This window comes from Glaesserella sp. (assembly GCF_041817755.1).
Lineage (GTDB): Bacteria > Pseudomonadota > Gammaproteobacteria > Enterobacterales > Pasteurellaceae > Glaesserella.
The window spans coordinates 33,211-53,853 of record NZ_JBGYBX010000055.1 but is presented as its reverse complement, the minus strand read 5'-3'; the positions used below and the strand labels follow the sequence as shown (position 1 = coordinate 53,853).

The 20,643-nt window shown below is 43.1% G+C and carries 21 protein-coding genes; 19 read left to right on the top strand and 2 right to left on the bottom strand.

The genetic code is table 11. The features are described 5' to 3' along the window. The first annotated feature begins 44 nt into the window (after positions 1 to 44). The 15 genes from gloB (at position 45) to tyrA (ending at position 16,647) form a co-directional block, all read left to right on the top strand. Positions 45 to 752, top strand: a complete 708-nt coding sequence (gloB, locus tag ACEYKX_RS08125) for a hydroxyacylglutathione hydrolase (RefSeq protein WP_373766564.1) — start codon at positions 45 to 47, stop codon at positions 750 to 752. A 91-nt stretch (positions 753 to 843) separates the two neighbouring features. Further along, positions 844 to 1,557 carry a polyprenyl diphosphate synthase gene (gene uppS / locus ACEYKX_RS08120; protein ID WP_373766432.1) on the top strand — a complete coding sequence of 238 codons (714 nt, stop codon included), beginning with the start codon at positions 844 to 846 and terminating at the stop codon, positions 1,555 to 1,557. Positions 1,558 to 1,576: 19 nt separating this feature from the next. Further along, positions 1,577 to 2,446 carry a phosphatidate cytidylyltransferase gene (locus ACEYKX_RS08115; RefSeq protein ID WP_373780703.1) on the top strand — a complete coding sequence of 290 codons (870 nt, stop codon included), beginning with the start codon at positions 1,577 to 1,579 and terminating at the stop codon, positions 2,444 to 2,446. Positions 2,447 to 2,458: 12 nt separating this feature from the next. Then, positions 2,459 to 3,778: an RIP metalloprotease RseP gene (gene rseP / locus ACEYKX_RS08110; RefSeq protein WP_373766434.1), complete on the top strand. Its 1,320-nt coding sequence runs from the start codon at positions 2,459 to 2,461 to the stop codon at positions 3,776 to 3,778. Between the two features lie 55 nt (positions 3,779 to 3,833). Continuing rightward, positions 3,834 to 6,224 (top strand): outer membrane protein assembly factor BamA, encoded by a 2,391-nt coding sequence (bamA, locus tag ACEYKX_RS08105; RefSeq protein ID WP_373766435.1) that lies wholly within the window; start codon positions 3,834 to 3,836, stop codon positions 6,222 to 6,224. A gap of 118 nt (positions 6,225 to 6,342) precedes the next feature. Beyond that, complete coding sequence (locus tag ACEYKX_RS08100) at positions 6,343 to 7,053, top strand: OmpH family outer membrane protein (RefSeq protein ID WP_373766436.1); 711 nt, start codon at positions 6,343 to 6,345, stop codon at positions 7,051 to 7,053. Next, a complete protein-coding gene (lpxD, locus tag ACEYKX_RS08095) occupies positions 7,053 to 8,078 on the top strand; it encodes a UDP-3-O-(3-hydroxymyristoyl)glucosamine N-acyltransferase (RefSeq protein WP_373766437.1) in 1,026 nt (341 codons plus the stop codon). Before ACEYKX_RS08100 ends, lpxD begins: the two co-directional genes overlap by 1 nt. A 33-nt stretch (positions 8,079 to 8,111) precedes the next feature. Then, positions 8,112 to 8,579 (top strand): 3-hydroxyacyl-ACP dehydratase FabZ, encoded by a 468-nt coding sequence (gene fabZ, locus ACEYKX_RS08090; protein ID WP_373766438.1) that lies wholly within the window; start codon positions 8,112 to 8,114, stop codon positions 8,577 to 8,579. 30 nt (positions 8,580 to 8,609) lie between these two features. Further along, complete coding sequence (gene lpxA / locus ACEYKX_RS08085) at positions 8,610 to 9,404, top strand: acyl-ACP--UDP-N-acetylglucosamine O-acyltransferase (RefSeq protein ID WP_373766439.1); 795 nt, start codon at positions 8,610 to 8,612, stop codon at positions 9,402 to 9,404. Positions 9,405 to 9,621: 217 nt separating this feature from the next. Beyond that, positions 9,622 to 12,192: an ATP-dependent chaperone ClpB gene (gene clpB, locus ACEYKX_RS08080; RefSeq protein WP_373766440.1), complete on the top strand. Its 2,571-nt coding sequence runs from the start codon at positions 9,622 to 9,624 to the stop codon at positions 12,190 to 12,192. A 121-nt stretch (positions 12,193 to 12,313) separates the two neighbouring features. After that, positions 12,314 to 12,979, top strand: a complete 666-nt coding sequence (locus ACEYKX_RS08075; protein ID WP_373766441.1) for a Bax inhibitor-1 family protein — start codon at positions 12,314 to 12,316, stop codon at positions 12,977 to 12,979. A gap of 31 nt (positions 12,980 to 13,010) precedes the next feature. Next, complete coding sequence (locus ACEYKX_RS08070; protein WP_373766442.1) at positions 13,011 to 13,382, top strand: TusE/DsrC/DsvC family sulfur relay protein; 372 nt, start codon at positions 13,011 to 13,013, stop codon at positions 13,380 to 13,382. Between the two features lie 9 nt (positions 13,383 to 13,391). Beyond that, on the top strand, positions 13,392 to 14,426 hold the full coding sequence (locus tag ACEYKX_RS08065) for a glycosyltransferase family 9 protein (protein WP_373766443.1): 1,035 nt from the start codon (positions 13,392 to 13,394) through the stop codon (positions 14,424 to 14,426). Positions 14,427 to 14,467: 41 nt separating this feature from the next. Beyond that, the gene (locus ACEYKX_RS08060) at positions 14,468 to 15,529 is read left to right on the top strand and encodes a 3-deoxy-7-phosphoheptulonate synthase (RefSeq protein ID WP_373766444.1); all 1,062 of its coding nucleotides are present in this window, start codon (positions 14,468 to 14,470) and stop codon (positions 15,527 to 15,529) included. Next, positions 15,526 to 16,647, top strand: coding sequence for a bifunctional chorismate mutase/prephenate dehydrogenase (gene tyrA / locus ACEYKX_RS08055; protein WP_373766445.1), 1,122 nt, complete (start codon positions 15,526 to 15,528; stop codon positions 16,645 to 16,647). The genes ACEYKX_RS08060 and tyrA overlap by 4 nt, the downstream gene beginning before the upstream one ends. Before the next feature lie 110 nt (positions 16,648 to 16,757). Here the strand turns inward: tyrA and bamE are convergent, their stop codons facing one another. After that, positions 16,758 to 17,105: an outer membrane protein assembly factor BamE gene (gene bamE / locus ACEYKX_RS08050; protein ID WP_373766446.1), complete on the bottom strand. Its 348-nt coding sequence runs from the start codon at positions 17,103 to 17,105 to the stop codon at positions 16,758 to 16,760. A 64-nt stretch (positions 17,106 to 17,169) separates the two neighbouring features. Further along, positions 17,170 to 18,171, bottom strand: a complete 1,002-nt coding sequence (gene yejK, locus ACEYKX_RS08045) for a nucleoid-associated protein YejK (RefSeq protein ID WP_373766447.1) — start codon at positions 18,169 to 18,171, stop codon at positions 17,170 to 17,172. Positions 18,172 to 18,292: 121 nt separating this feature from the next. On the opposite strand from yejK, the gene ACEYKX_RS08040 reads away from it, so the two are divergent. The 4 genes from ACEYKX_RS08040 (at position 18,293) to ACEYKX_RS08025 (ending at position 20,643) form a co-directional block, all read left to right on the top strand. Continuing rightward, entirely contained in the window at positions 18,293 to 18,682 is a 390-nt protein-coding gene (locus tag ACEYKX_RS08040) for a RidA family protein (RefSeq protein WP_373766448.1), read from the top strand. A gap of 5 nt (positions 18,683 to 18,687) precedes the next feature. Beyond that, positions 18,688 to 19,425, top strand: coding sequence for a peptidoglycan editing factor PgeF (gene pgeF / locus ACEYKX_RS08035; RefSeq protein WP_373766449.1), 738 nt, complete (start codon positions 18,688 to 18,690; stop codon positions 19,423 to 19,425). A 156-nt stretch (positions 19,426 to 19,581) separates the two neighbouring features. Then, positions 19,582 to 20,160, top strand: a complete 579-nt coding sequence (gene yihI, locus ACEYKX_RS08030) for a Der GTPase-activating protein YihI (RefSeq protein ID WP_373766450.1) — start codon at positions 19,582 to 19,584, stop codon at positions 20,158 to 20,160. 33 nt (positions 20,161 to 20,193) lie between these two features. Continuing rightward, the gene (locus tag ACEYKX_RS08025) at positions 20,194 to 20,643 is read left to right on the top strand and encodes a DUF2489 domain-containing protein (RefSeq protein ID WP_373766565.1); all 450 of its coding nucleotides are present in this window, start codon (positions 20,194 to 20,196) and stop codon (positions 20,641 to 20,643) included.

Here is a 20,643-nt window from a genome sequence, read left to right as displayed (position 1 = left end):
AAATGGGCAATAGTGATATTGCCCATTATTGTATGGAGCGTATTGTGTTAACCGTCAAACCGATTCCGGCATTAAAGGACAATTATATTTGGGTGATTCAACAAGGGAAGGAAGTGATTATTGTTGATCCGTCCGAAGCGAAACCTGTATTGGAGTGTTTGTCTCATCAACAATTAACCCCTATTGCAATATTATTAACTCACAATCATCATGACCATACCGATGGAGTTGCAAGTATTGTCGAACAGTATCGTGATTTACCCGTATTCGGACCGGAAGAAACCAAAGCGTTTGCAAATAAGCTTGTCCAAGCGGGAATGCAATTGGAATTATTCGGATTACCCGTTCAGGTCATTGAAAGCGCAGGACATACCGCTGGGCATGTGAGCTATTTGTTGGATAATGCTTATCTCTTTTGTGGAGACGCGTTATTTTCAGGGGGATGCGGTAGAGTATTTACGGGGAATTATCGAGCTCAGTTTGAGGCTTTAGCTCGATTTAAACAATTGCCGGATTTTGTTCAGGTTTATCCCGCTCATGAATATACGCAAAGTAATTTAAAATTTGCACAAAGCGTGATGCCTCAAAGTTGTGTTCTCATGGAATATCAAGAGCGGGCGGATATATTAAGAGCATCATTTCGTCCTACACTTCCGACAACGATTGGGGTGGAAAAACAGATCAATCCGTTTATGCAAGCGGTCAGTTTGGATGAATTTATTGCACTACGGCAGAAAAAAGATAATTTTTAACGATTAAGTCTGATTCCCCAATATAGCGCATTGTGATATGATTTCCACTTTGATGAATTGTGCTTAAATTGATGAATTAAGAGAGTTTTCCGTGAATTTTGATCCTCAAAATATGCCGCAACATGTTGCCATTATTATGGATGGTAATGGTCGTTGGGCTAAACAGCAAGGTAAATTACGCATTTTCGGACATCAAAACGGCGTAAAAGCGGTCAGAGCTGCGGTAAATTTTGCAGCAAGCCATCAAATTAAGGTACTTACCCTTTATGCCTTTAGCAGTGAAAACTGGAGTAGACCGGATGCCGAAGTGTCGGCATTAATGACGCTGTTTATGAAAGCGCTGGATTCGGAAGTAAAAAAACTGCATAAAAATAATATTCGCTTAAGAATTATCGGTGATAAATCCCGCTTTAGTGAAAGTTTGCAAAAACGTATTCGTCAATCGGAAGAGCTTACTGCCAATAATACCGGGCTTATTCTTAATATCGCAGCAAATTACGGTGGCTATTGGGATATTGTCAATGCCGCACAGCAATTGGCGGTCAAAGTTAAACTCGGCGAAATTTCAGTTGACGATATTACGGTAGAGCGCTTCCAACAGGCATTGTCGACGGAAGATCAACCGCAAGTCGATTTATTAATCCGTACAAGCGGGGAACAACGCATCAGTAATTTCCTGCTATGGCAGATTGCCTATGCGGAGCTTTATTTTAGTCCGGTGTTATGGCCGGATTTTAATGAAACGGATTTTGCTCAAGCCGTAGAAGCTTATCAACAACGTGAACGCCGTTTTGGTGGTTATTAAAATTATAAAGGACCAGTAAATGCTTAAGGATCGTATTTTATCCGCAATTGTATTGATTGCTTTAGCATTAATCGCATTATTTTGGCTTTCGCCGTTACCTTTCACGATTATCCTTTCGGCAATTATTGTATTGGCTATGTGGGAATGGGCGCAGTTTGCCGGTTTTAAGCGTCCGATTGCACGTGCAATCGTTGCTTTTGTCGTTACCTGTTTATTGATTTTTCCGATTATGGCAGGGACGGCTTATATTCAGGCGGCACGTTTTCTTACCGATGAAACGACGCCAATCCTATTTGTCGGATGTATTTGGTGGAGCATGGCAACTTATTTGGTCGTCACCTATCCGAATTCAGCGAAAATTTGGGAAAAATCAATCAGTGCCAAGTTTATTTTCGGTTTTTGTACGCTACTTCCGTTTTTAATCGGTACGCTTGCGTTACGCTTCCATCAATATTACGTTGATCCTCATCAAGGAACTTATTTATTACTTTATGTCTTCTTATTGGTGTGGGGCGCCGATTCGGGCGCTTATTTCGTCGGTCGGGCATTCGGGAAACGTAAATTAGCCCCGAAAGTTTCGCCGGGTAAATCTTGGGAAGGAGCTGTCGGCGGGGTATTTACTTCGGCTGTCATCGCTTTTATTTTCTTACAATTATCTCCGCCCAATATCTTCGGTAAAGAACTGGCGACGGTGCCGTTTATCGTGCTATCGACCATTACGGTCGCGATTTCTATTTTAGGCGATTTAAGTGAAAGTATGTTTAAACGTCAAGCCGGCATTAAAGACAGCAGTCATTTAATTCCCGGCCATGGCGGTATTTTAGATCGAATTGATAGTCTCACCGCCGCAGTGCCTGTTTTTGCCACAGGTTTCTTCTTTATTTTATAAAAAGGTAAGTGCATGACTTCCGCATTGGCATTTTTTGTTTTAATTTGTGTGCTTGTTTTTGTGCATGAATACGGACATTTTTGGGCTGCGAGAAAATGTGGCGTTAAAGTGTTACGGTTTTCAATCGGTTTTGGCAAAGTATTGTGGCGTAAAAAAGATAAACAAGGTACGGAGTTTGCATTTTCCATGATTCCGTTGGGCGGGTATGTCCAAATGTACAATGGTGAAGAAGAATTCGAGTTATCGCCAGAACAATCTCTAAAAAACAAAACAGTTCTGCAGCGAGCATTTATTGTTATTGCCGGTCCGGCTGCAAATTTTCTTTTTGCGATTCTTGCCTATTGGTTAGTCTTCAGTATCGGAATCCCGACCGTTAAACCTGTAGTGGGAAGCGTCATTCCGGATTCCATTGCGGCACAAGCAAAATTTGAACCCGAATTTGAAATTAAGCGGGTGGACGGTAGACAAGTACAAGACTGGGAAGAAGTAACATTAGCCTTAATCGGCAAAGTCGGCTCAAAAGATGTGCCTGTTGAAGGCGCATTTATTGATGGGAATTTTCCGAAAACGCTGAAATTAGATTTAACCCGTTGGAATGTGGAAGGAAATAAAGAAAATCCGCTACAGACATTGGGAATCAAACCGAAAAGCGGTGTGGTGGAACCAATTATTAAAGGGGTAGTCGAAAATTCCGCATCAGCCAAAGCCGGCGTGAAAGTCGGTGATAAGATTTTATTGATAAATCAGCAGCCGTTTGATTGGCCTTATTTGATCAAACAAGTTCAAACCGGTGAAAATGTACAGTTGGTAGTTGAGAGAGACGGTAAACAGATAACGTTTTGGCTGATCCCGGAAAAATCGGAAAAGGAAAAGCGTTATTTAATTGGTATTACACCGACGTTTGAACCTTTAGCGGATAAGTATCGGACGGAGCTAAAGTATGATATTCTTGCCGCTCTTGAGAAAAGTGTGTATAAAGTTGTTTCGCTTATAAAAATTATTTTGCAATTTATTGGCAATTTAATTACCGGTGAACTATCTATCACGAATATGGGCGGACCGATTACCATGGCAAAAGGTGCCGGCGTAACTGCTGAAATCGGCATTATTTACTATCTTAGTTTCATGGCGTTAATCAGCGTTAACCTCGGTGTGATGAATTTATTCCCGATATTACCGTTAGACGGCGGGCAATTGTTATTATTAGGCGGTGAAGCGATACGCCAAAAACCGCTTTCGGACAAGGTTCAATTTCGTTTTCAGCAATTAGGTGTAGCCTTTGTGCTTAGCCTGATGGTATTTACGTTATTCAATGATTTAATACATTTCTAGCCCTAACAAGCGGTTAGATTACAGAATAATTTTACAAACTAATAGGATCATTTCGATGAAAAAACTATTACTCTCTACACTTTTAGTTGCAAACGGTGTTGCAGCTGCGCCTTTTGTCGTTAAAGAGATTCGCGTTGATGGTGTCCAACCTGCAACCGGTGCGGCGATTATTTCCACATTGCCGGTAAAAATCGGTCAAACGGCTACGGATAATGACGTTGCAAACGTCGTGAGACAACTGTTTACTCAAAAACGCTTTGCCGATGTACGGGCTACGCGTGAAGGCAATACTTTAGTGATTAAAGTTGCAGAATATCCGGTGATTAATAATGTGGATATTGAGGGTAACTCGGCAATTCCGAAAGAGCCTTTAGAGCAAAATTTAAAAGCAAATTTGATTACAAAAGGTGAAGTATTCGATGCGGCAAAATTAGAAGAGTTTAAATCAGCCTTAATCGAACACTATCATTCCATCGGTCGTTATAATGCGACGGTTGATTCCGTCGTAACAAAAGCCGAATCGGGCGGAATGAATATTAAACTGGATATTAAAGAAGGCGATGTGTCTTACGTCAAAGTTATCAATTTTGAAGGTAATCAGGCATTCAGTGCTAAAGAGTTAACGAAACAACTTGATATCCAACCGGACGTATCATGGTGGAATATTTTTGAAAGCAGTAAATTTGAACAACAGGCGTATAATCAAGATTTAGAAAATCTTCGCAATTTCTATATGAACAGAGGCTATGCAAAATTCAATATTCAAAAAAGTGACGTTCAATTTAGCGATGATAAAAAAGACGTAACCTTGACCTATAAGCTACAGGAAGGTGAACAGTATAACGTCAGTGAAGTTCGTATCATCGGAAATACGGCAAAGCTGGATAAAGAGTTAAATGCATTGCTGAAAGATTTCCGACCGGGCGAGCAATTCCGCAAAGATGAATTGAAAAAAATTGAAGACGGGATTAAGCAAGTATTAGGTGATAATGGTTTTGCTTCGGCGAAGATCGATTTATACCCGACATTTGATGAAGAGAACAAAACGGTGCGTATTAGTTTTGTCGTTGATGCCGGTAATCGTATTTACGTGAGAAAAATTCGTTTTGAGGGAAATAGCGTTACGGCAGATTCAACGCTTCGTCGTGAAATGCGTCAGCAAGAAGCGACTTGGTTATCCACAAGTTTGGCGGAATTAGGTAAAGCACGTTTAGAACGTACCGGTTTTTATGAGTCTGTGGAAATGAGTTACCCGAATGTGCCGAATGCGTCGGATCAAGTTGATTTACTCTACAAAATTAAAGAACGCAATACGGGAAGCATCAGTTTTGGTATCGGTTACGGTACGGAAAGCGGGTTGAGTTATCAAGCCGGTATTAAACAAGAGAATTTTCTTGGCATGGGATCTACCATCAGTTTAAACGGTACGCGTAATGATTACGGTACAAATATTAGTTTAGGCTATACCGAGCCGTATTTTACCAAAGACGGAGTCAGCTTGGGCGGTAACGTTTTCTATGAAGATTATGATAACTCGAAAAATGATATTTCCGCAGCATATAAGCGTCAGACTTACGGTATTAACGGAACGTTAGGCTTCCCGGTTGATGAAAATAACTCCTACTACTTAGGTTTAGGCTATACGCATGATGCCATTACAAACGCTCGTCGTGAATACAATCGTGAGCTTTATATTAAATCAATGAACTATGAGATCGATCCGGCATTAGATTTTTATAAGAAGTTTAAGTCGGATGATTTCGATTTTTCATTTGGTTGGAATTATAACAGTTTAAACCGTGGATTCTTACCGACGAAAGGTAGCGTAGCAAGTATCGGCGGTAGAGTAACCATTCCGGGATCGGATAACCAATATTATAAAATCAGTGCGGATTTTAGAAATTATTATCCGTTAAACCGTGAACATAAATGGGTCGTATCAACCAGAATGGGCGTTGCATATGCAAACGACTTCGGAAGTAAAAAACTACCGTTCTATCAAACCTATTCGGCGGGCGGTATCGGTTCATTAAGAGGTTTCGCTTATGGTGCGGTAGGTCCGCAAGCGATTTATTTAACCCGTGATGCAAGCGGTAACGCTTCATTCAGCTCCGTAAACGGTGATATTGTCGGTGGTAATGCGATGGCAACAGCAAGTCTAGAGTTTATTGTACCGACTCCGTTTGTCAGCGAAAAATATCAACATAATGTAAGAACATCATTATTTGTCGATGCGGCAAGCGTTTGGAATACGAAATGGAAACAAGAGACTTATCCGACATTACCGGATTACGGTGACTATAAACGCATTAGAGCGTCGGCCGGTGTGGCGTTCCAATGGAATTCACCGATTGGTCCGTTAGTGTTCTCTTATGCAAAACCAATCAAGAAATATGACGGTGATGAAATCGAGCAATTCCAATTTAGTATCGGTAGTGCATTCTAATTAATATCAACGTTTGAACACCTGCGATAATACATGTCATTAAATTCGTAAAAGAATCATGAGGTATCGCAGGGTTCAATTTAAAATCTATTCTATAACAATTTAAGAAGGACATTTTATGAAAAAGTTGTTTAAAGTTTCAACAGTAGCGGCAGCGCTTGTTTTTAGCGCAAATGCAGTCAATGCATCGGATAATATCGCATACGCAAATCCTAATTTTTTAGTACAAAATCACCCGTTATTGACGGATCCGAATTCTGAATTCGTCAAAGAAATGAAGGCGGAAGAAGCTAAGTTTGCCGAGGCGGAAAAAAAATTAGAGGAAGAAGAGAAAAAATTAGCCGCTGATGCAAAAAAATTGCAAGAAGAGGAAAAAAGTGTTTCGGAATCCATGAAGAAGAAAGTTGCCGCATTAGAAAAAGAAGCGCCTAGACTACGTAGTGCAGAGATTAAGAAACGTCAAGATGCCATTAATGCAGAAGGTAAAGCGTTCCAAAATAAAGTGGATGCTATTCAAAAACGTGAAGCTGCGTTTAGAAAAAATGTGGAAGAATTCCAAAAAACATTTGGCGGTATTCAACGTGAATTGGCCGAAAAGCAAGCTAAGATTCAACAAAGCGTAGTCGCCGAAGTCGAAAAAGCGATTTCCGATACGGCAAAAGCGAAAGGCTTTACATTAGTATTGGATTCGACCGCTGTACTTTATACGCAAAATGAAGCGAATGATTTAACCGAAGAGGTGTTTAAAGCGTTAGGCGGTGTAATTAAACCGAAATCGGACGATACCAAACCTGATGAAACGCCGGCTCAACCGGCAGCGAGTAAATAATGGCAAATTTCCGTTTATCTGATTTAGCGGCGCAAATCGGCGGCACCTTAAAAGGTGAAGCCGATTTAGTGATTTCAAGTATTGCGCCTTTAGAAAAGGCAAATACGTCACATATTACCTTCATTTCAAACGCAAAGTATCGCCCCCAATTAGCGGAAAGCCAAGCGGGAGCAATCATTGTAAGTGAAGGGGACGTTGAATTTTGTCGGGAAGATCAAAATCTCATCATCGTTAAAAATCCTTACGTCGCTTATGCATTATTGGCGCAATATATGGATAGCACGCCTAAAGCCGCTCAAGGCATTGCATCGAGTGCAGTGATCTCTCCGGAGGCAAAATTAGGTCATAATGTTTCGATCGGTGCAAATGCCGTCATTGAAAGTGGTGTCGAACTTGCCGATGATGTAGTTATCGGTGCCGGTTGTTTTGTCGGGAAAAACACGAAAATCGGTGCAAGAACCCAGCTTTGGGCAAATGTAACCGTATATCATAACGTGCAAATCGGGAGAGATTGTTTAATTCAATCTTCCGCCGTGATTGGCAGTGACGGATTCGGTTATGCCAATGACAAAGGTCAATGGATTAAAATTCCGCAAACCGGCGGCGTTATCATCGGAAATCGAGTGGAAATCGGTGCTTGCACCTGTATTGACCGTGGAGCCTTAGATTCTACCGTCATTGAAGACAATGTCATTATTGATAACCTTTGCCAAATTGCCCATAATGTTCATATCGGCTTCGGTACGGCGGTTGCCGGCGGTGTGATTATGGCGGGAAGTCTCAAAGTAGGGCGCTTCTGTCAGATCGGTGGAGCAAGCGTAATCAATGGTCATATGGAAATTTGTGACGGTGCAATTATTACCGGTATGGGCATGGTGATGAGACCGATTACCGAGAAAGGCATTTATTCTTCCGGTATTCCGTTGCAACCGAATAAAGAATGGCGTAAAACCGCAGCATTGACCATGAATATTGATGAAATGAATAAACGCCTCAAAGCAGTTGAAAAGCGTTTGGCAGAATAATGTATTAATTAAAGCGTAATTAAGAGGTCTAGAGTGACAACTGAAGTACAAACAGAAAACAGAGAACCAAGAATTATCGAAGTAACTGAAATCATGACCATGCTTCCGCATCGTTATCCGTTTTTATTGGTCGATCGCGTTGTGGACTTTGAAGAAGGCAAATGGCTTAAAGCAGTGAAAAATGTCAGCGTCAATGAACCGTGCTTTACCGGGCATTTTCCGACACAGCCTATTTTTCCGGGCGTATTAATTTTGGAAGCCATGGCGCAAGCGACGGGAGTGTTGGCAGTAAAAAGTTACGGCAAGTTAAGAGAAGACGAACTTTATTATTTCGCTTCGATTGATAACGCCCGCTTTAAACGTCCTGTCGTACCGGGAGATCAAATGCTGATCGAAGTAAATTTCTTGAAAGAGCGCAGAGGTATCAGCTTATTTACAGGGAAAGCATTTGTTGACGGTAAAGTCGTTTGTGAAGCAGACTTAATGTGTGCCCGCAAATAATATCCACTCGAGAGTAGAGGAATTACTCCTATGCAACTAATTGATTCTTCAGCAAAAATCAGCCCTCTTGCGGTAATTGAGGAAGGTGCGAAAATTGGTCCGAATGTTGAAATCGGTCCGTTTTGTGTAATAGGTAAAGACGTTAAAATCGGCGCAAGAACAAAAATTCATTCCCATGTTGTCATTCAAGGCGATACGGAAATCGGGGAAGATAACCATATTTTCCAATTTGCCAGTATCGGAGAGATCAACCAAGATTTAAAATATCAAGGCGAGCCGACCAAAACGGTGATCGGCGATCGTAACCGCATTCGTGAAAGCGTGACGATTCATCGTGGTACCGTGCAAGGTGGCGGTGTGACAAAAGTCGGAAGCGACAACTTATTCATGATTAACTGTCACATTGCTCATGATTGCCAAATCGGCAACCGCTGTATTATTGCCAATAACGGTACCTTGGCAGGTCATGTTACTTTAGATGACTTTGTCATTGTCGGCGGAATGTCAGCGATTCACCAGTTCGTGGTGATTGGTTCGCACGTGATGCTTGGCGGCGGTTCGATGGTAAGCCAAGATGTTCCGCCGTATGTTATGGCGCAAGGTAACCATGCCCAGCCGTTCGGCGTAAACTTGGAAGGGTTAAAACGCCGCGGTTTTGAAAAAGCGACGATGCACGCTATTCGCAACGTGTACAAATTAATTTATCGTAGCGGAAAAACATTGGAAGAAGTGATCCCGGAAATCGAACAGTATGCCAAAACGGAAGCGGCAATCAGCTTATTCTTAGATTTCTTCAAACGCTCTACGCGTGGAATCATCCGTTAATTTCCTTTTCTCGCTACAAGCGGTCTGATTTGAGCGACATTTTGCAAATTTCCGCTCAAATCAGACCGCTTGTTATTTACCTCACGTATTACAAAGATTTTGTGATCTATTTCACATTTTCTCTTGAAATCCCCTTGACAATCCCAATTTATAGTTTCGTCAAACGAGGAAAACCTCGATGTCAGTATCATTTAATTAACAGAATTGAGAGGAAACTATGAATATCGATAAATTTACCGGCAAATTTCAATCCGCCATTGCAGAAGCACAATCCTTAGCCGTCGGAAAAGACAATGCTTATATCGAACCGGCGCACTTATTGCTTGCTTTGCTTAAACAGCAAGACGGCTCCGTAGCCCCTTTATTTACCGTGTTGAATGTAGCGCCTGCTCGGCTGATCAGCGAAGTAGAAGCCGTGATTAAGCGCATGCCGCAAGTCAGCGGAGGGAATACACAGCCGTCACAACAACTGATTCGTTTGTTAAATCAATGTGATAAGTTGGCGCAACAATTCGGTGATAGCTTTATTTCATCGGAATTGTTTGTACTTGCCGCATTAGATGATAATGAATTAGGCAAATTGCTAAAACAATTTGGATTAACAAAAGAAAAAGTCACCACGGCAATTAACCAAATTCGAGGAGGGGATAGCGTGAACAGCCAAAATGCGGAAGAAACCCGTCAAGCATTACAAAAATACACGATAGATTTAACCGAACGCGCCCGCTCAGGCAAATTGGATCCGGTGATCGGTCGTGATGAAGAAATTCGTCGGACGGTACAAGTATTACAACGCCGTACGAAAAATAATCCGGTACTGATCGGTGAACCGGGGGTCGGTAAAACGGCGATTGTCGAAGGGCTGGCACAGCGTATTGTCAACGGTGAAGTGCCGGAAGGACTGAAAAACAAGCGGGTACTTTCGTTAGACATGGGGGCGTTAATTGCCGGTGCCAAATACCGCGGTGAATTTGAAGAACGTTTGAAATCCGTATTAAATGAACTCGCAAAAGAAGAAGGTCAAGTGATCTTGTTTATTGATGAAATTCATACCATGGTCGGTGCCGGTAAAACGGACGGTGCAATGGATGCGGGGAACTTGTTAAAACCGTCCCTGGCTCGCGGCGAATTACACTGTGTCGGGGCAACAACCCTTGACGAATATCGTCAATATATTGAAAAAGATGCCGCGCTTGAGCGTCGTTTCCAAAAAGTATTGGTGGACGAGCCGAGTGTTGAAGATACGATTGCGATTTTACGCGGTTTAAAAGAGCGTTATGAAATTCACCACCATGTACAAATTACCGACCCGGCAATTGTTGCCGCAGCGACATTATCACATCGATATGTCAGCGACCGCCAATTACCGGATAAAGCCATTGACTTGATTGACGAAGCGGCTTCCAGCTTACGTATGGAAATTGATTCCAAACCGGAACCATTGGATCGTTTGGAGCGCCGAATTATTCAATTAAAATTGGAACAACAGGCGTTACAGAAAGAAGATGATGAAGCCAGCCGTCAACGACTTGCAAAATTAAGTGAAGATCTGACCGCTCGCGAACGTGAGTATGCCGAGCTTGAAGATGTGTGGAAAGCTGAAAAATCAGCATTACTAGGCACACAACACATTAAAGAAAAATTGGAAAATGCCCGTATTCAAATGGAGCAGGCGCGTCGCGAAGCCAATTTTGAAAAAATGGCGGAGTTACAATACGGTGTGATTCCTGAATTGGAAAAACAACTGCGCGAAGCGGAAAAACATGAGTCCGAAGACAACGGTATGCAATTATTGCGTACGCGGGTAACGGATGAAGAAATTGCCGAAGTGCTTTCACGTGCAACGGGTATTCCGGTTGCGAAAATGATGGAAGGCGAGAAAGAAAAATTGCTTCGTATGGAAGATGTGTTGCACAAACGGGTTGTCGGACAGGCTGAGGCGGTAGATGCGGTCGCAAATGCGATTCGCCGTAGCCGAGCCGGGTTATCGGATCCGAATCGTCCGATTGGTTCCTTCTTATTCCTTGGTCCGACCGGGGTGGGTAAAACCGAACTTTGCAAAACGTTGGCGAATTTCTTGTTCGATAGTGAAGACGCCATGGTGCGTATAGATATGTCCGAATTTATGGAAAAACACAGCGTGTCTCGTTTGGTGGGCGCACCTCCGGGGTATGTAGGATATGAAGAAGGTGGTTATTTAACCGAAGCCGTTCGTCGTCGTCCGTATTCCGTCATTTTATTGGATGAAGTGGAAAAAGCGCATCCGGATGTATTCAACATTTTATTACAAGTGCTTGATGACGGTCGCTTAACGGACGGACAAGGTCGAACCGTGGATTTCCGTAATACCGTCGTCATTATGACCTCAAACTTGGGATCGCATTTGATCCAAGAAAATGTGGAGCAAATGACCTACGATGAAATGAAAGAAGTGGTGATGACCGTAGTGGCAAAACATTTCCGACCGGAATTTATTAACCGTATTGATGAAACCGTGGTGTTCCATCCGCTTGATAAAGAAAATATTCGTGCAATTGCCAGAATCCAACTTGAACGTTTAATTAAACGCATGGCGGAACGTGGTTATCATGTAACGGTGACGGATGCAGCGGTGGATCATATCGGTGCGGCAGGTTTCGACCCGTTATTCGGTGCCAGACCGCTTAAACGTGCGATTCAACAAGAGATTGAAAATACGCTCGCACAGCAAATTTTGTCCGGTAAATTATTACCGAATAAAGATGTGATGGTGGATTATCAAGACGAGAGAATTGTGGCTGTTCAATAATTTGTGATACGAAAGGGCGCAAGTGAGGCGCCCTGATTTTATCCATTGACTTTAAAGGCGGTTATGGTAATTTATTCACCGTTTTTTACACTAAAACAACGTTTATTTAACAGGAGAATCTATGCAAGATCGTTTAGTCACGGGCGTCCGTCGTGGTGAATCATTAATCAGTACCCACAAAGTACTGCGTAACACTTACTTTTTATTAGCGCTTACTTTAGCGTTTTCTTCTGTTGTTGCGATAGCGGCAATGGCGTTGAATTTACCAAGTTTACCGTGGTGGGGAATGTTAATCGGTTTTTACGGATTACTTTTCTTAACCAGTGCGACGGCAAACAGCGCAGCCGGTATTGCGAGCGTGTTTGCGCTGACCGGTTTCTTAGGTTATAGCTTAGGACCGATTTTAAATGCCTATATCGGTGCAGGTTTGGGAGATGTTGTCGCATTAGCGTTCGGGGCAACTGCAGCGGTATTCTTTGCGTGTTCCGCTTATGTGTTGACAACGAAGAAAGACATGTCCTTCTTATCTGGTATGATGATTGCCTTATTCGTCGTCTTACTTGTCGGTGTAATTGCCAATATTTTCTTACAAATTCCGGCATTAAGTTTGGCTATCAGCGCATTATTTGTCATTTTCTCCAGTGCGGCGATTTTATTAACGACCAGCAGCATTATTCATGGTGGTGAAACCAACTACATCTTGGCAACCGTGAATTTATACGTTTCACTTTATAACTTGTTTGTCAGCTTCTTACAGCTTTTCGGTGTATTAGGTAGCGACGACTAATCCTTTCTCTCTTTAATAAAATGCCACTATAATGTGGCATTTTTTATTACTTATCTATTCCGCTATGATTCATTATATTGAGCTTAATCATCAACAATTTCCCACCGATGAATTCGGCTATTTGAAAAACATCGACGATTGGACTGAAGAACTTGCAATAGTCATTGCTGAAAAAGAGCATTTAGCGTTAACGGAAGCGCATTGGGAAATTATTTGGTTTGTCCGAGATTTTTATCAAGAATACAAAACCTCACCGGCTATCCGCATGTTGGTAAAAGCGTTAGCGCAAAAGTTCGGTGAAGAAAAAGGCAACAGCCGTTATTTGCAACGTTTATTTCCTGACGGTCCGGCAAAACAAGCGACCAAAATTGCAGGGCTCCCCAAACCGGTAAAATGTTTATAAGGAATCTGTATGAAAGTACCTCAATCTATCTGTATTTTGCGACTGTCTGCAATTGGTGATGTGTGCCATACCTTGGCTGTTGTTCAGGCAATCCAACGGCAATATCCGCAAGCTGAAATTACCTGGATCATCGGCAAAACGGAAGCTCAGCTTATGCAAGGGATCCCGAACGTACAGCTGATAACTTATGATAAAAAATCCGGTTGGAAAGGTATATTGGCGTTATGGAAACAGCTGCGTTACAAGCGGTTCGATGTGTTGTTAAATTTGCAAACTGCACTGAGAGCGTCCGTTTTGTCTTTGGGAATTAAGGCGAAAACCAAAGTCGGTTTCAATAAAGATCGTGCCAGAGAGGGGCAGTGGCTTTTTACAAATGTTAAGGTGGAACAGACCGCTTGTCCGCATGTGTTGGACGGTCAAATGATGTTTGCCAAAGCGATTGGCGTGCAAGATCTCACGCCACAATGGAATTTGCCGATCAGCGATGTGGATTTGACTTATTCGGCGCAGTTTATCGATAAGCAGCGAAAAAATTTGGTGATAGCCCCTTGTTCAAGTAAAAAAGAAAAGGATTGGTCGCCGGAAGCATATGCGGAAATTGCACGATTTGTGTTACAGCATAATATCAATGTGATTATCTGTGGCTCCCCGTCTCCTTATGAATTGGAAACTGCCGCTAAAATTCATCAACTTGCACCAAATAGCCTGAATCTTGCAGGTAAAACGAATTTAAAACAGCTTGCCGGTTTAATCCGACAAGCGGATTTGGTACTTTCCTCCGATTCCGGTCCGGCGCATATTGCGACGACACAACATACACCGGTGATCGGTTTATACGCGATCCATAATCCCCGTCGCACCGGTCCGTATCAAGATTTGGATAATGTTGTTTCCGTTTATGACGAAGCCGTTCAACAAAGTTACGGCAAGGCATGGCAAGAATTACCTTGGGCGACAAAAGCAAAAGGAAAAGACTGGATGAAATTGATTACCGTCGATGTCGTGAAACAAAAAGTAGTTGAAAGCTTGGGCATAAACCAGTAAATTACACTGTATTGATTTTTTTACATCTATAGGAAATAAAAATGAACACTGTGGTCAACCAAGACAGCATACATAATGTCAACATCGTCGATGAATATGTATTAATGACGCCTAAAGCGCTAAAAGCGGAATATCCGCTTTCGGAAAAATTACGCAAACAGATTGAAGAATCACGTAAAATCATTTCGGATATCATTCATAAACGTGATCCGCGTCAACTCATTGTCGTTGGTCCGTGTTCCATTCATGATCCGATTGCTGCCATTGAATACGGTAAAAAATTAAAAGCGTTAGCGGATAGAGTGTCAGATAAACTTTACATTGTTATGCGGGTTTACTTCGAAAAACCGCGTACAACGGTCGGGTGGAAAGGGTTAATTAACGACCCGAATTTAGACGGCTCATTTGATGTGGTGAACGGCTTGCGTATTGCCCGTAAATTACTTTTGGATCTTGCCGAATTAGGCTTACCTTTGGCAACGGAAGCATTAGATCCTATCAGTCCGCAATATTTAGCCGATATGTTCAGCTGGTCGGCGATCGGTGCCAGAACGACCGAATCACAAACCCACCGTGAAATGGCCTCAGGGTTATCGATGGCGGTCGGATTTAAAAACGGAACCGACGGCAATTTAGCCGTAGCGATCAACGCAATGCAGGCTTCGGCTCAAGGGCATAATTTCATCGGTATCAACCAAGAGGGGCAGGTTACGGTGTTAACCACTAAAGGTAATCCGGACGGTCATGTGATTTTACGTGGCGGTAAAAGCCCGAATTTTGATGCACAACATGTTGCCGAATGTGAGCAATCCTTGGCAAAAGCCGGCTTGCCGCAAGCGATTATGATTGATTGCAGCCACGGCAATTCGAATAAAGATTACCGTCGTCAACCGCTGGTTGCGGAAAATGTATTGGAACAGCTTGTCAACGGTAATCAATCCATCATTGGTTTGATGATTGAAAGTCATTTATTTGCCGGAAATCAATCTTCCGAACAGCCGTTTGCGCAAATGCAATATGGTGTTTCCATTACCGATGCGTGTATTGATTGGCAAACAACGGAAGCGTTATTGACCCGCTTTGCAGAGACATTAAGAGTATGAATCCGTTAAATCCTATACGCGAACAAATCGATTTGGTCGACCAGCAGCTTATTCGACTGTTGGCAACGCGTTTATCACTAGTGGCGGAAGTCGGTAAAATCAAGCATGAACACGGTCTGCCGATTTATGCGCCGGAGCGTGAAGCCGCCATGATTAACGCCCGTCGTCAAGAAGCGGAAAAGCAGGGAATTCCGCCCGATCTGATTGAAGACGTTTTACGTCGGGTAATGCGGGAATCTTACGCCAATGAAAACAAGCACGGTTTCAAAGCCACAAATCCGGCCATCCGTAAAATTGTAGTGGTCGGTGGTCGTGGTAAGCTCGGAGGTCTGTTTGCCCGCTATTTCAGTCAATCGGGTTATACGGTTGATGTGTTAGGCAGTCAAGATTGGGAAAATGCGGAGACGATTATTGATGGTGCGGATGTCGTCATTGTATGCGTACCGATCGATAAAACGTTGGAGACGATTGAACGGTTGAAGCCCTATCTTCATGAAAACATGATTTTGGCCGATCTGACTTCCGTCAAGGCTCAGCCGTTGGCGAAAATGTTAGAGGTGCATGAGGGTGCCGTTGTCGGGCTGCATCCGATGTTCGGACCGGATATCGCCAGCATGGCAAAACAAGTGGTTGCTTGTTGCCACGGGAGATTCGCCGAGCGCTATTACTGGTTATTGGAACAAATGAAAATTTGGGGGGCAAAAATTGAACCAATTGATGCTCATGAACACGATCATGCCATGACGTATATTCAAGCGCTGCGCCACTTTTCCACCTTTGCTTACGGCTTACATTTGTCTCAGCAGCCGGTGAAATTATCCCAATTATTGGCGCTTTCTTCGCCGATTTACCGTTTGGAATTGGCGATGATCGGGCGTTTGTTTGCACAAGACGGCGCATTATATGCGGATATCATTGCGGACAAACCGGAAAATTTAGCGGTAATCGAATCGCTTCAACAAAGTTTTGCGCAAAGTTTGGCCTTTTTCACACAACATGATAAACAAGGCTTTATTGATGCCTTTGAGAAAGTTCACCGCTGGTTCGGTGATTACTCCGAACAATTTTTAAAGGAAAGCCGTAATTTGTTGCAACAAGCGAATGATTTGAGAACCTAAACGGAAAGGGGTATCGGCAGATACCCTTTTGTTTATCGAGATACTCAAGCAAGCGGTACGATCCGACGAACAATTTGCAAAATTACGCCGGGATCCGACCGCTTGTGACACTATTCGGCTGTCGCCGGTGAGAGCGGTTTGTCGAGTTTGATTTCTTTTACGAGATTACGTTGGTCAAAGTAAACGAACAACGTGTGTTGAATCGGCTCTTCATGCCCTTTACGGTTGATGAAGACATAGTCCCAACGGTTTTCATTAAACACATCTTTTAATACCGGCGCCCCAAGTAAATATTGAACTTGTTCTTTCGTCATGCCGACTTGCACTTGATCGATTTTATCCTGTTCTAAATAGTTACCTTGCGGTACATCGATACGGTATACCACCTTTTTGACGGTGGAACACGCGCTGACACCGACGGCAAGCAGTAACACGGCAATCAAAGAGTTTATTTTCATCGTTGTTATCCTTTTTATGTTTGATGTTTCGGCAGATCATACCGAAAGCCCAATAAAAATACCATTATTTATTGCGTTCGAGTTGATCGCGTAAATTGGCGGGTAACCCTTTGATAGTCAAAGTATCATTTAGTTCATCCCAAATAATGCGTTGGCTTAATAATTCGGCATCAAAGCTGATGGTTACTCCCTTCCCCGAACCGGCATATTTGGTTAAGGTTTTCAACGCATTACGCACCGGCGGAATGCTCTCTTCCAAACCATATTCTTGCGTTTGGGTAAAACCGATAAAATCTTGCTCATTGAGCGTCGGCATCGCCGCCGAAAGCTCTTGCAGGGCGATGTCTTCGCCATTGTTAATCTGCCCTTTACAATAATCGAACACTTGCTTTTTGACCGCTTGCGTTTGGGTACTGTTTAATTCACCTTGTTCGCAGTAATCGCTCACGGCTTGGAGTAAGGTTTGGTTTTGTACCTGCGGGTTTAATCCTTCTTCCGCGCCTAAAAAGTCCATAAAAAAGTCTGCCACTTTTCTGCCGACTCGTCCTTTAATAAAGGTAAGGTAACGATTCGATTGGGCATCAACGTTCAGCTCGGTTAAATTAATACGGCAGGCAATATCGTATTGAGTAATATCTAAATATTGCGTCCGTTTGACCTCTAATTGTTCGTCAACCAATATCGAAGTACGGCTGTCAATCAGAGCAATAAAAAGGTATTCGGTCGCTAAAAACGTGTATCGGCATAAAATGAAGGTGCCGCCCGACGCAAACGGATATTTTGCCAACTCGGTCGCCAGCATTTTGGCACAGCTGTGGCTGAACGGGAGAAACTCTGTTTCATTTTCCAATAAACGGTTGAGTTGTCGGGCAAAGACCGATTCGGCTTGAAAGATACCGTACGCTTTTGCTTTACTCTGATAGGCTTGGTGAAGCTGCAACATCATCTGTTCCGCCTCGGGGCTGACAGCCAATAAATTCTCTCTTAAAACAGTGGTGAGTTCGGGGGATTCTCCTTCCCCTTGGTGAAGTTGGTGTAATACGATTTCAGTAACGTTGATACTCATAGTCTCTCTTTACAAGCGGTTAGATTTCATTGATATTTTGCCATTATATGCTATTTACAAAGCGTGAAAAACCTTTCAAACTCTCCGTATTGTGTTCACCGTTATTTTTGAGGAAATATTTATGACGAAAATCATTCATACCGAACAAGCACCGAAAGCAATCGGTCCTTATGTGCAAGCCGTGGATTTAGGCAATTTAGTGTTGACTTCCGGACAAATTCCGGTCAATCCGCAAACCGGTGAGATTCCGACGGAGATTCGTGCGCAAGCGCGTCAATCTTTGGAAAATGTCAAAGCTATTATCGAACAATCGGGCTTAACTGTGGCGGACATTGTGAAAACCACGGTATTTGTCAAAGATCTGAACGATTTTGCGACGGTCAATGCGGAATATGAAGCGTTTTTCCGTGAAAATCATCATCCGGCATTCCCTGCGCGTTCTTGCGTGGAGGTCGCGCGTTTACCGAAAGATGTCGGTGTGGAAATTGAAGCGATTGCGGTCAGAAAATAATTCGTATGAAATATATTTATCCGACATGGCGCGTGCCGCCGTTCGTGCAGGCGTTTACCACAACACGCCTCGGTGGTGTAAGCCGTCCGCCTTTTGACGGGCTGAATTTGGGCGATCATGTCAATGATGACCCGAGCCATGTTCAACGCAATCGGGCGTTACTGGTCGAGCATGCCAACTTACCGCAAGCACCGCTGTATCTGACGCAAACCCACAGTACGCATGTAATTCGTTTGCCTTATAGCGGTAATGAGAGGGAAGCGGATGCGGCATATACCGATCAACCGAACCAAGTTTGCCTGGTGATGACGGCAGACTGTTTGCCCGTTATTTTCGCTTCGAGCGACGGCAAAGAAGTGGCGGCGGCGCATGCCGGCTGGCGCGGATTGTGCGATGGTATTCTTGAGGCGACCGTTACCGAGTTTAAATGCGCACCGTCGGACATTCGTGTGTGGCTGGGGCCGGCTATCGGTCCGACCGCATTTCAAGTCGGACGGGAAGTCGTTGATCAGTTTTGTGCGGTTGATCCGTCGGCTTCACAAGCGTTCATCGTCGACCCGTCTGCAAGCGGTAAGTTTCTCGGTAATCTTTACCAAATTGCCTGTCAACGTTTGAATGCATTAGGTGTAACTGATATTTCAGGCGGTGATTATTGTACGTTTACCGATCGCGAACATTTCTTTTCCTATCGTCGGGACAAACGGACGGGCAGAATGGCTACGTTGATTTGGCGTAGTGAATAGCCAAACGGCGTGTCGCCGATACGCCGTTTTTTCTTTTTGTTTGCAAATTTATTGAAAGATCTCACCGCTTGCATTATTCCATAAACCCAATTTTTCATTCCCGACAGATGTGATACAATCCCGACTTATTTTAATTTAGATTGAAGCAGATTATTTATGAGTCGCCAAAAGAAAACGCGTAGAATTACCGATATTATGCCTGCGCGTAAGGTAGAGAAAAAACCTTACGAACAGGAGAAAACCCCGAAACCGTCAAAAAACCGTAAACCGTCCCGTTATGAATTGGACGCTGCCGCCCGTGAAGAAAAGAAAAAGCGTAAACATAAAGGTTTGCCGTCAGGTTCACGTACCACCGAAGGGATAGTAAGTAAGAAAGCGGAAAGCAAAGAAATTAAAGATCCGCGTATCGGCAGCCGCAAAAAAGTGCCATTAATGGTGGAATTCGTCAACCAACCGGAAAAAGGTAAAATCATTAAGCCGGTGCCGGTGGAACCGAAACGTTTATCGGCGGAAGACGAATTGGAACAATTGGAAAACAATGAATGCCTCAATCAGTTTTTAGATGAGTTGGAAGCCGGTAAAACCTTGTCGGCGAAAGATCAGCAATTTGTGGATGAATGCTTGGATCGCATTCATGAATTGATGACGGAATTGGGGATTGATTATGAAGACGACGAAGATGAGGATGCGTTACTTCGTCAGTTTGAAACCATGGATATTAATAAATTCCGTTAATTCAATGATGGCGTCACGGAAAATAAGCAGATGATCATTCGATTTTTTTTGATTATTTTAGCGGTATTGATCGTGCTTTCGATGGCAGGTTATGCGGTGTTTTTGTTTTGGAAGTTGAAAAAGCAGAAAGTACATTTGTTACAGGCAAAGCATGAACGTTATCGAAATATCGCAGGCAGTATCGAGATCATTATTCGAGCGATGCTTTCGGATCAGTGTGATCTTTCGGAGGGCGTATTGCGTCTAAAACCGTTGCTGGATGTGTTAGGTAAAAAGCTCAGTGAATATCCTGCAATGTGGGCGCTGTATCAAGTGGTGGAATCGATGCCGATTTTAGACGCGCGTAAAGAATTAAAACGTAACGAACGCATGAAATTGGATTTAGAGCGTGAAGCCAAAGAAGCGGAATTAGCACAACAAATTAAAACGGAACTTCGTCAATTAGTTACAGACGTAGAACAATTCCAACAAGAGTTGAAGTAG

Coding starts and splice junctions, on each gene's coding strand:
- ACEYKX_RS08070 (WP_373766442.1), top strand. CDS start 13,011: ATGTGGCATTTTTTATTACTTATCTATTCCGCTATGATTCATTATATT.
- ACEYKX_RS08100 (WP_373766436.1), top strand. CDS start 6,343: ATGAAAAAGTTGTTTAAAGTTTCAACAGTAGCGGCAGCGCTTGTTTTT.
- ACEYKX_RS08075 (WP_373766441.1), top strand. CDS start 12,314: ATGCAAGATCGTTTAGTCACGGGCGTCCGTCGTGGTGAATCATTAATC.
- bamE (WP_373766446.1), bottom strand. CDS start 17,105: ATGAAAATAAACTCTTTGATTGCCGTGTTACTGCTTGCCGTCGGTGTC.
- yejK (WP_373766447.1), bottom strand. CDS start 18,171: ATGAGTATCAACGTTACTGAAATCGTATTACACCAACTTCACCAAGGG.
- pgeF (WP_373766449.1), top strand. CDS start 18,688: ATGAAATATATTTATCCGACATGGCGCGTGCCGCCGTTCGTGCAGGCG.
- bamA (WP_373766435.1), top strand. CDS start 3,834: ATGAAAAAACTATTACTCTCTACACTTTTAGTTGCAAACGGTGTTGCA.
- ACEYKX_RS08115 (WP_373780703.1), top strand. CDS start 1,577: ATGCTTAAGGATCGTATTTTATCCGCAATTGTATTGATTGCTTTAGCA.
- lpxD (WP_373766437.1), top strand. CDS start 7,053: ATGGCAAATTTCCGTTTATCTGATTTAGCGGCGCAAATCGGCGGCACC.
- rseP (WP_373766434.1), top strand. CDS start 2,459: ATGACTTCCGCATTGGCATTTTTTGTTTTAATTTGTGTGCTTGTTTTT.
- lpxA (WP_373766439.1), top strand. CDS start 8,610: ATGCAACTAATTGATTCTTCAGCAAAAATCAGCCCTCTTGCGGTAATT.
- ACEYKX_RS08040 (WP_373766448.1), top strand. CDS start 18,293: ATGACGAAAATCATTCATACCGAACAAGCACCGAAAGCAATCGGTCCT.
- ACEYKX_RS08065 (WP_373766443.1), top strand. CDS start 13,392: ATGAAAGTACCTCAATCTATCTGTATTTTGCGACTGTCTGCAATTGGT.
- ACEYKX_RS08060 (WP_373766444.1), top strand. CDS start 14,468: ATGAACACTGTGGTCAACCAAGACAGCATACATAATGTCAACATCGTC.
- tyrA (WP_373766445.1), top strand. CDS start 15,526: ATGAATCCGTTAAATCCTATACGCGAACAAATCGATTTGGTCGACCAG.
- clpB (WP_373766440.1), top strand. CDS start 9,622: ATGAATATCGATAAATTTACCGGCAAATTTCAATCCGCCATTGCAGAA.
- yihI (WP_373766450.1), top strand. CDS start 19,582: ATGAGTCGCCAAAAGAAAACGCGTAGAATTACCGATATTATGCCTGCG.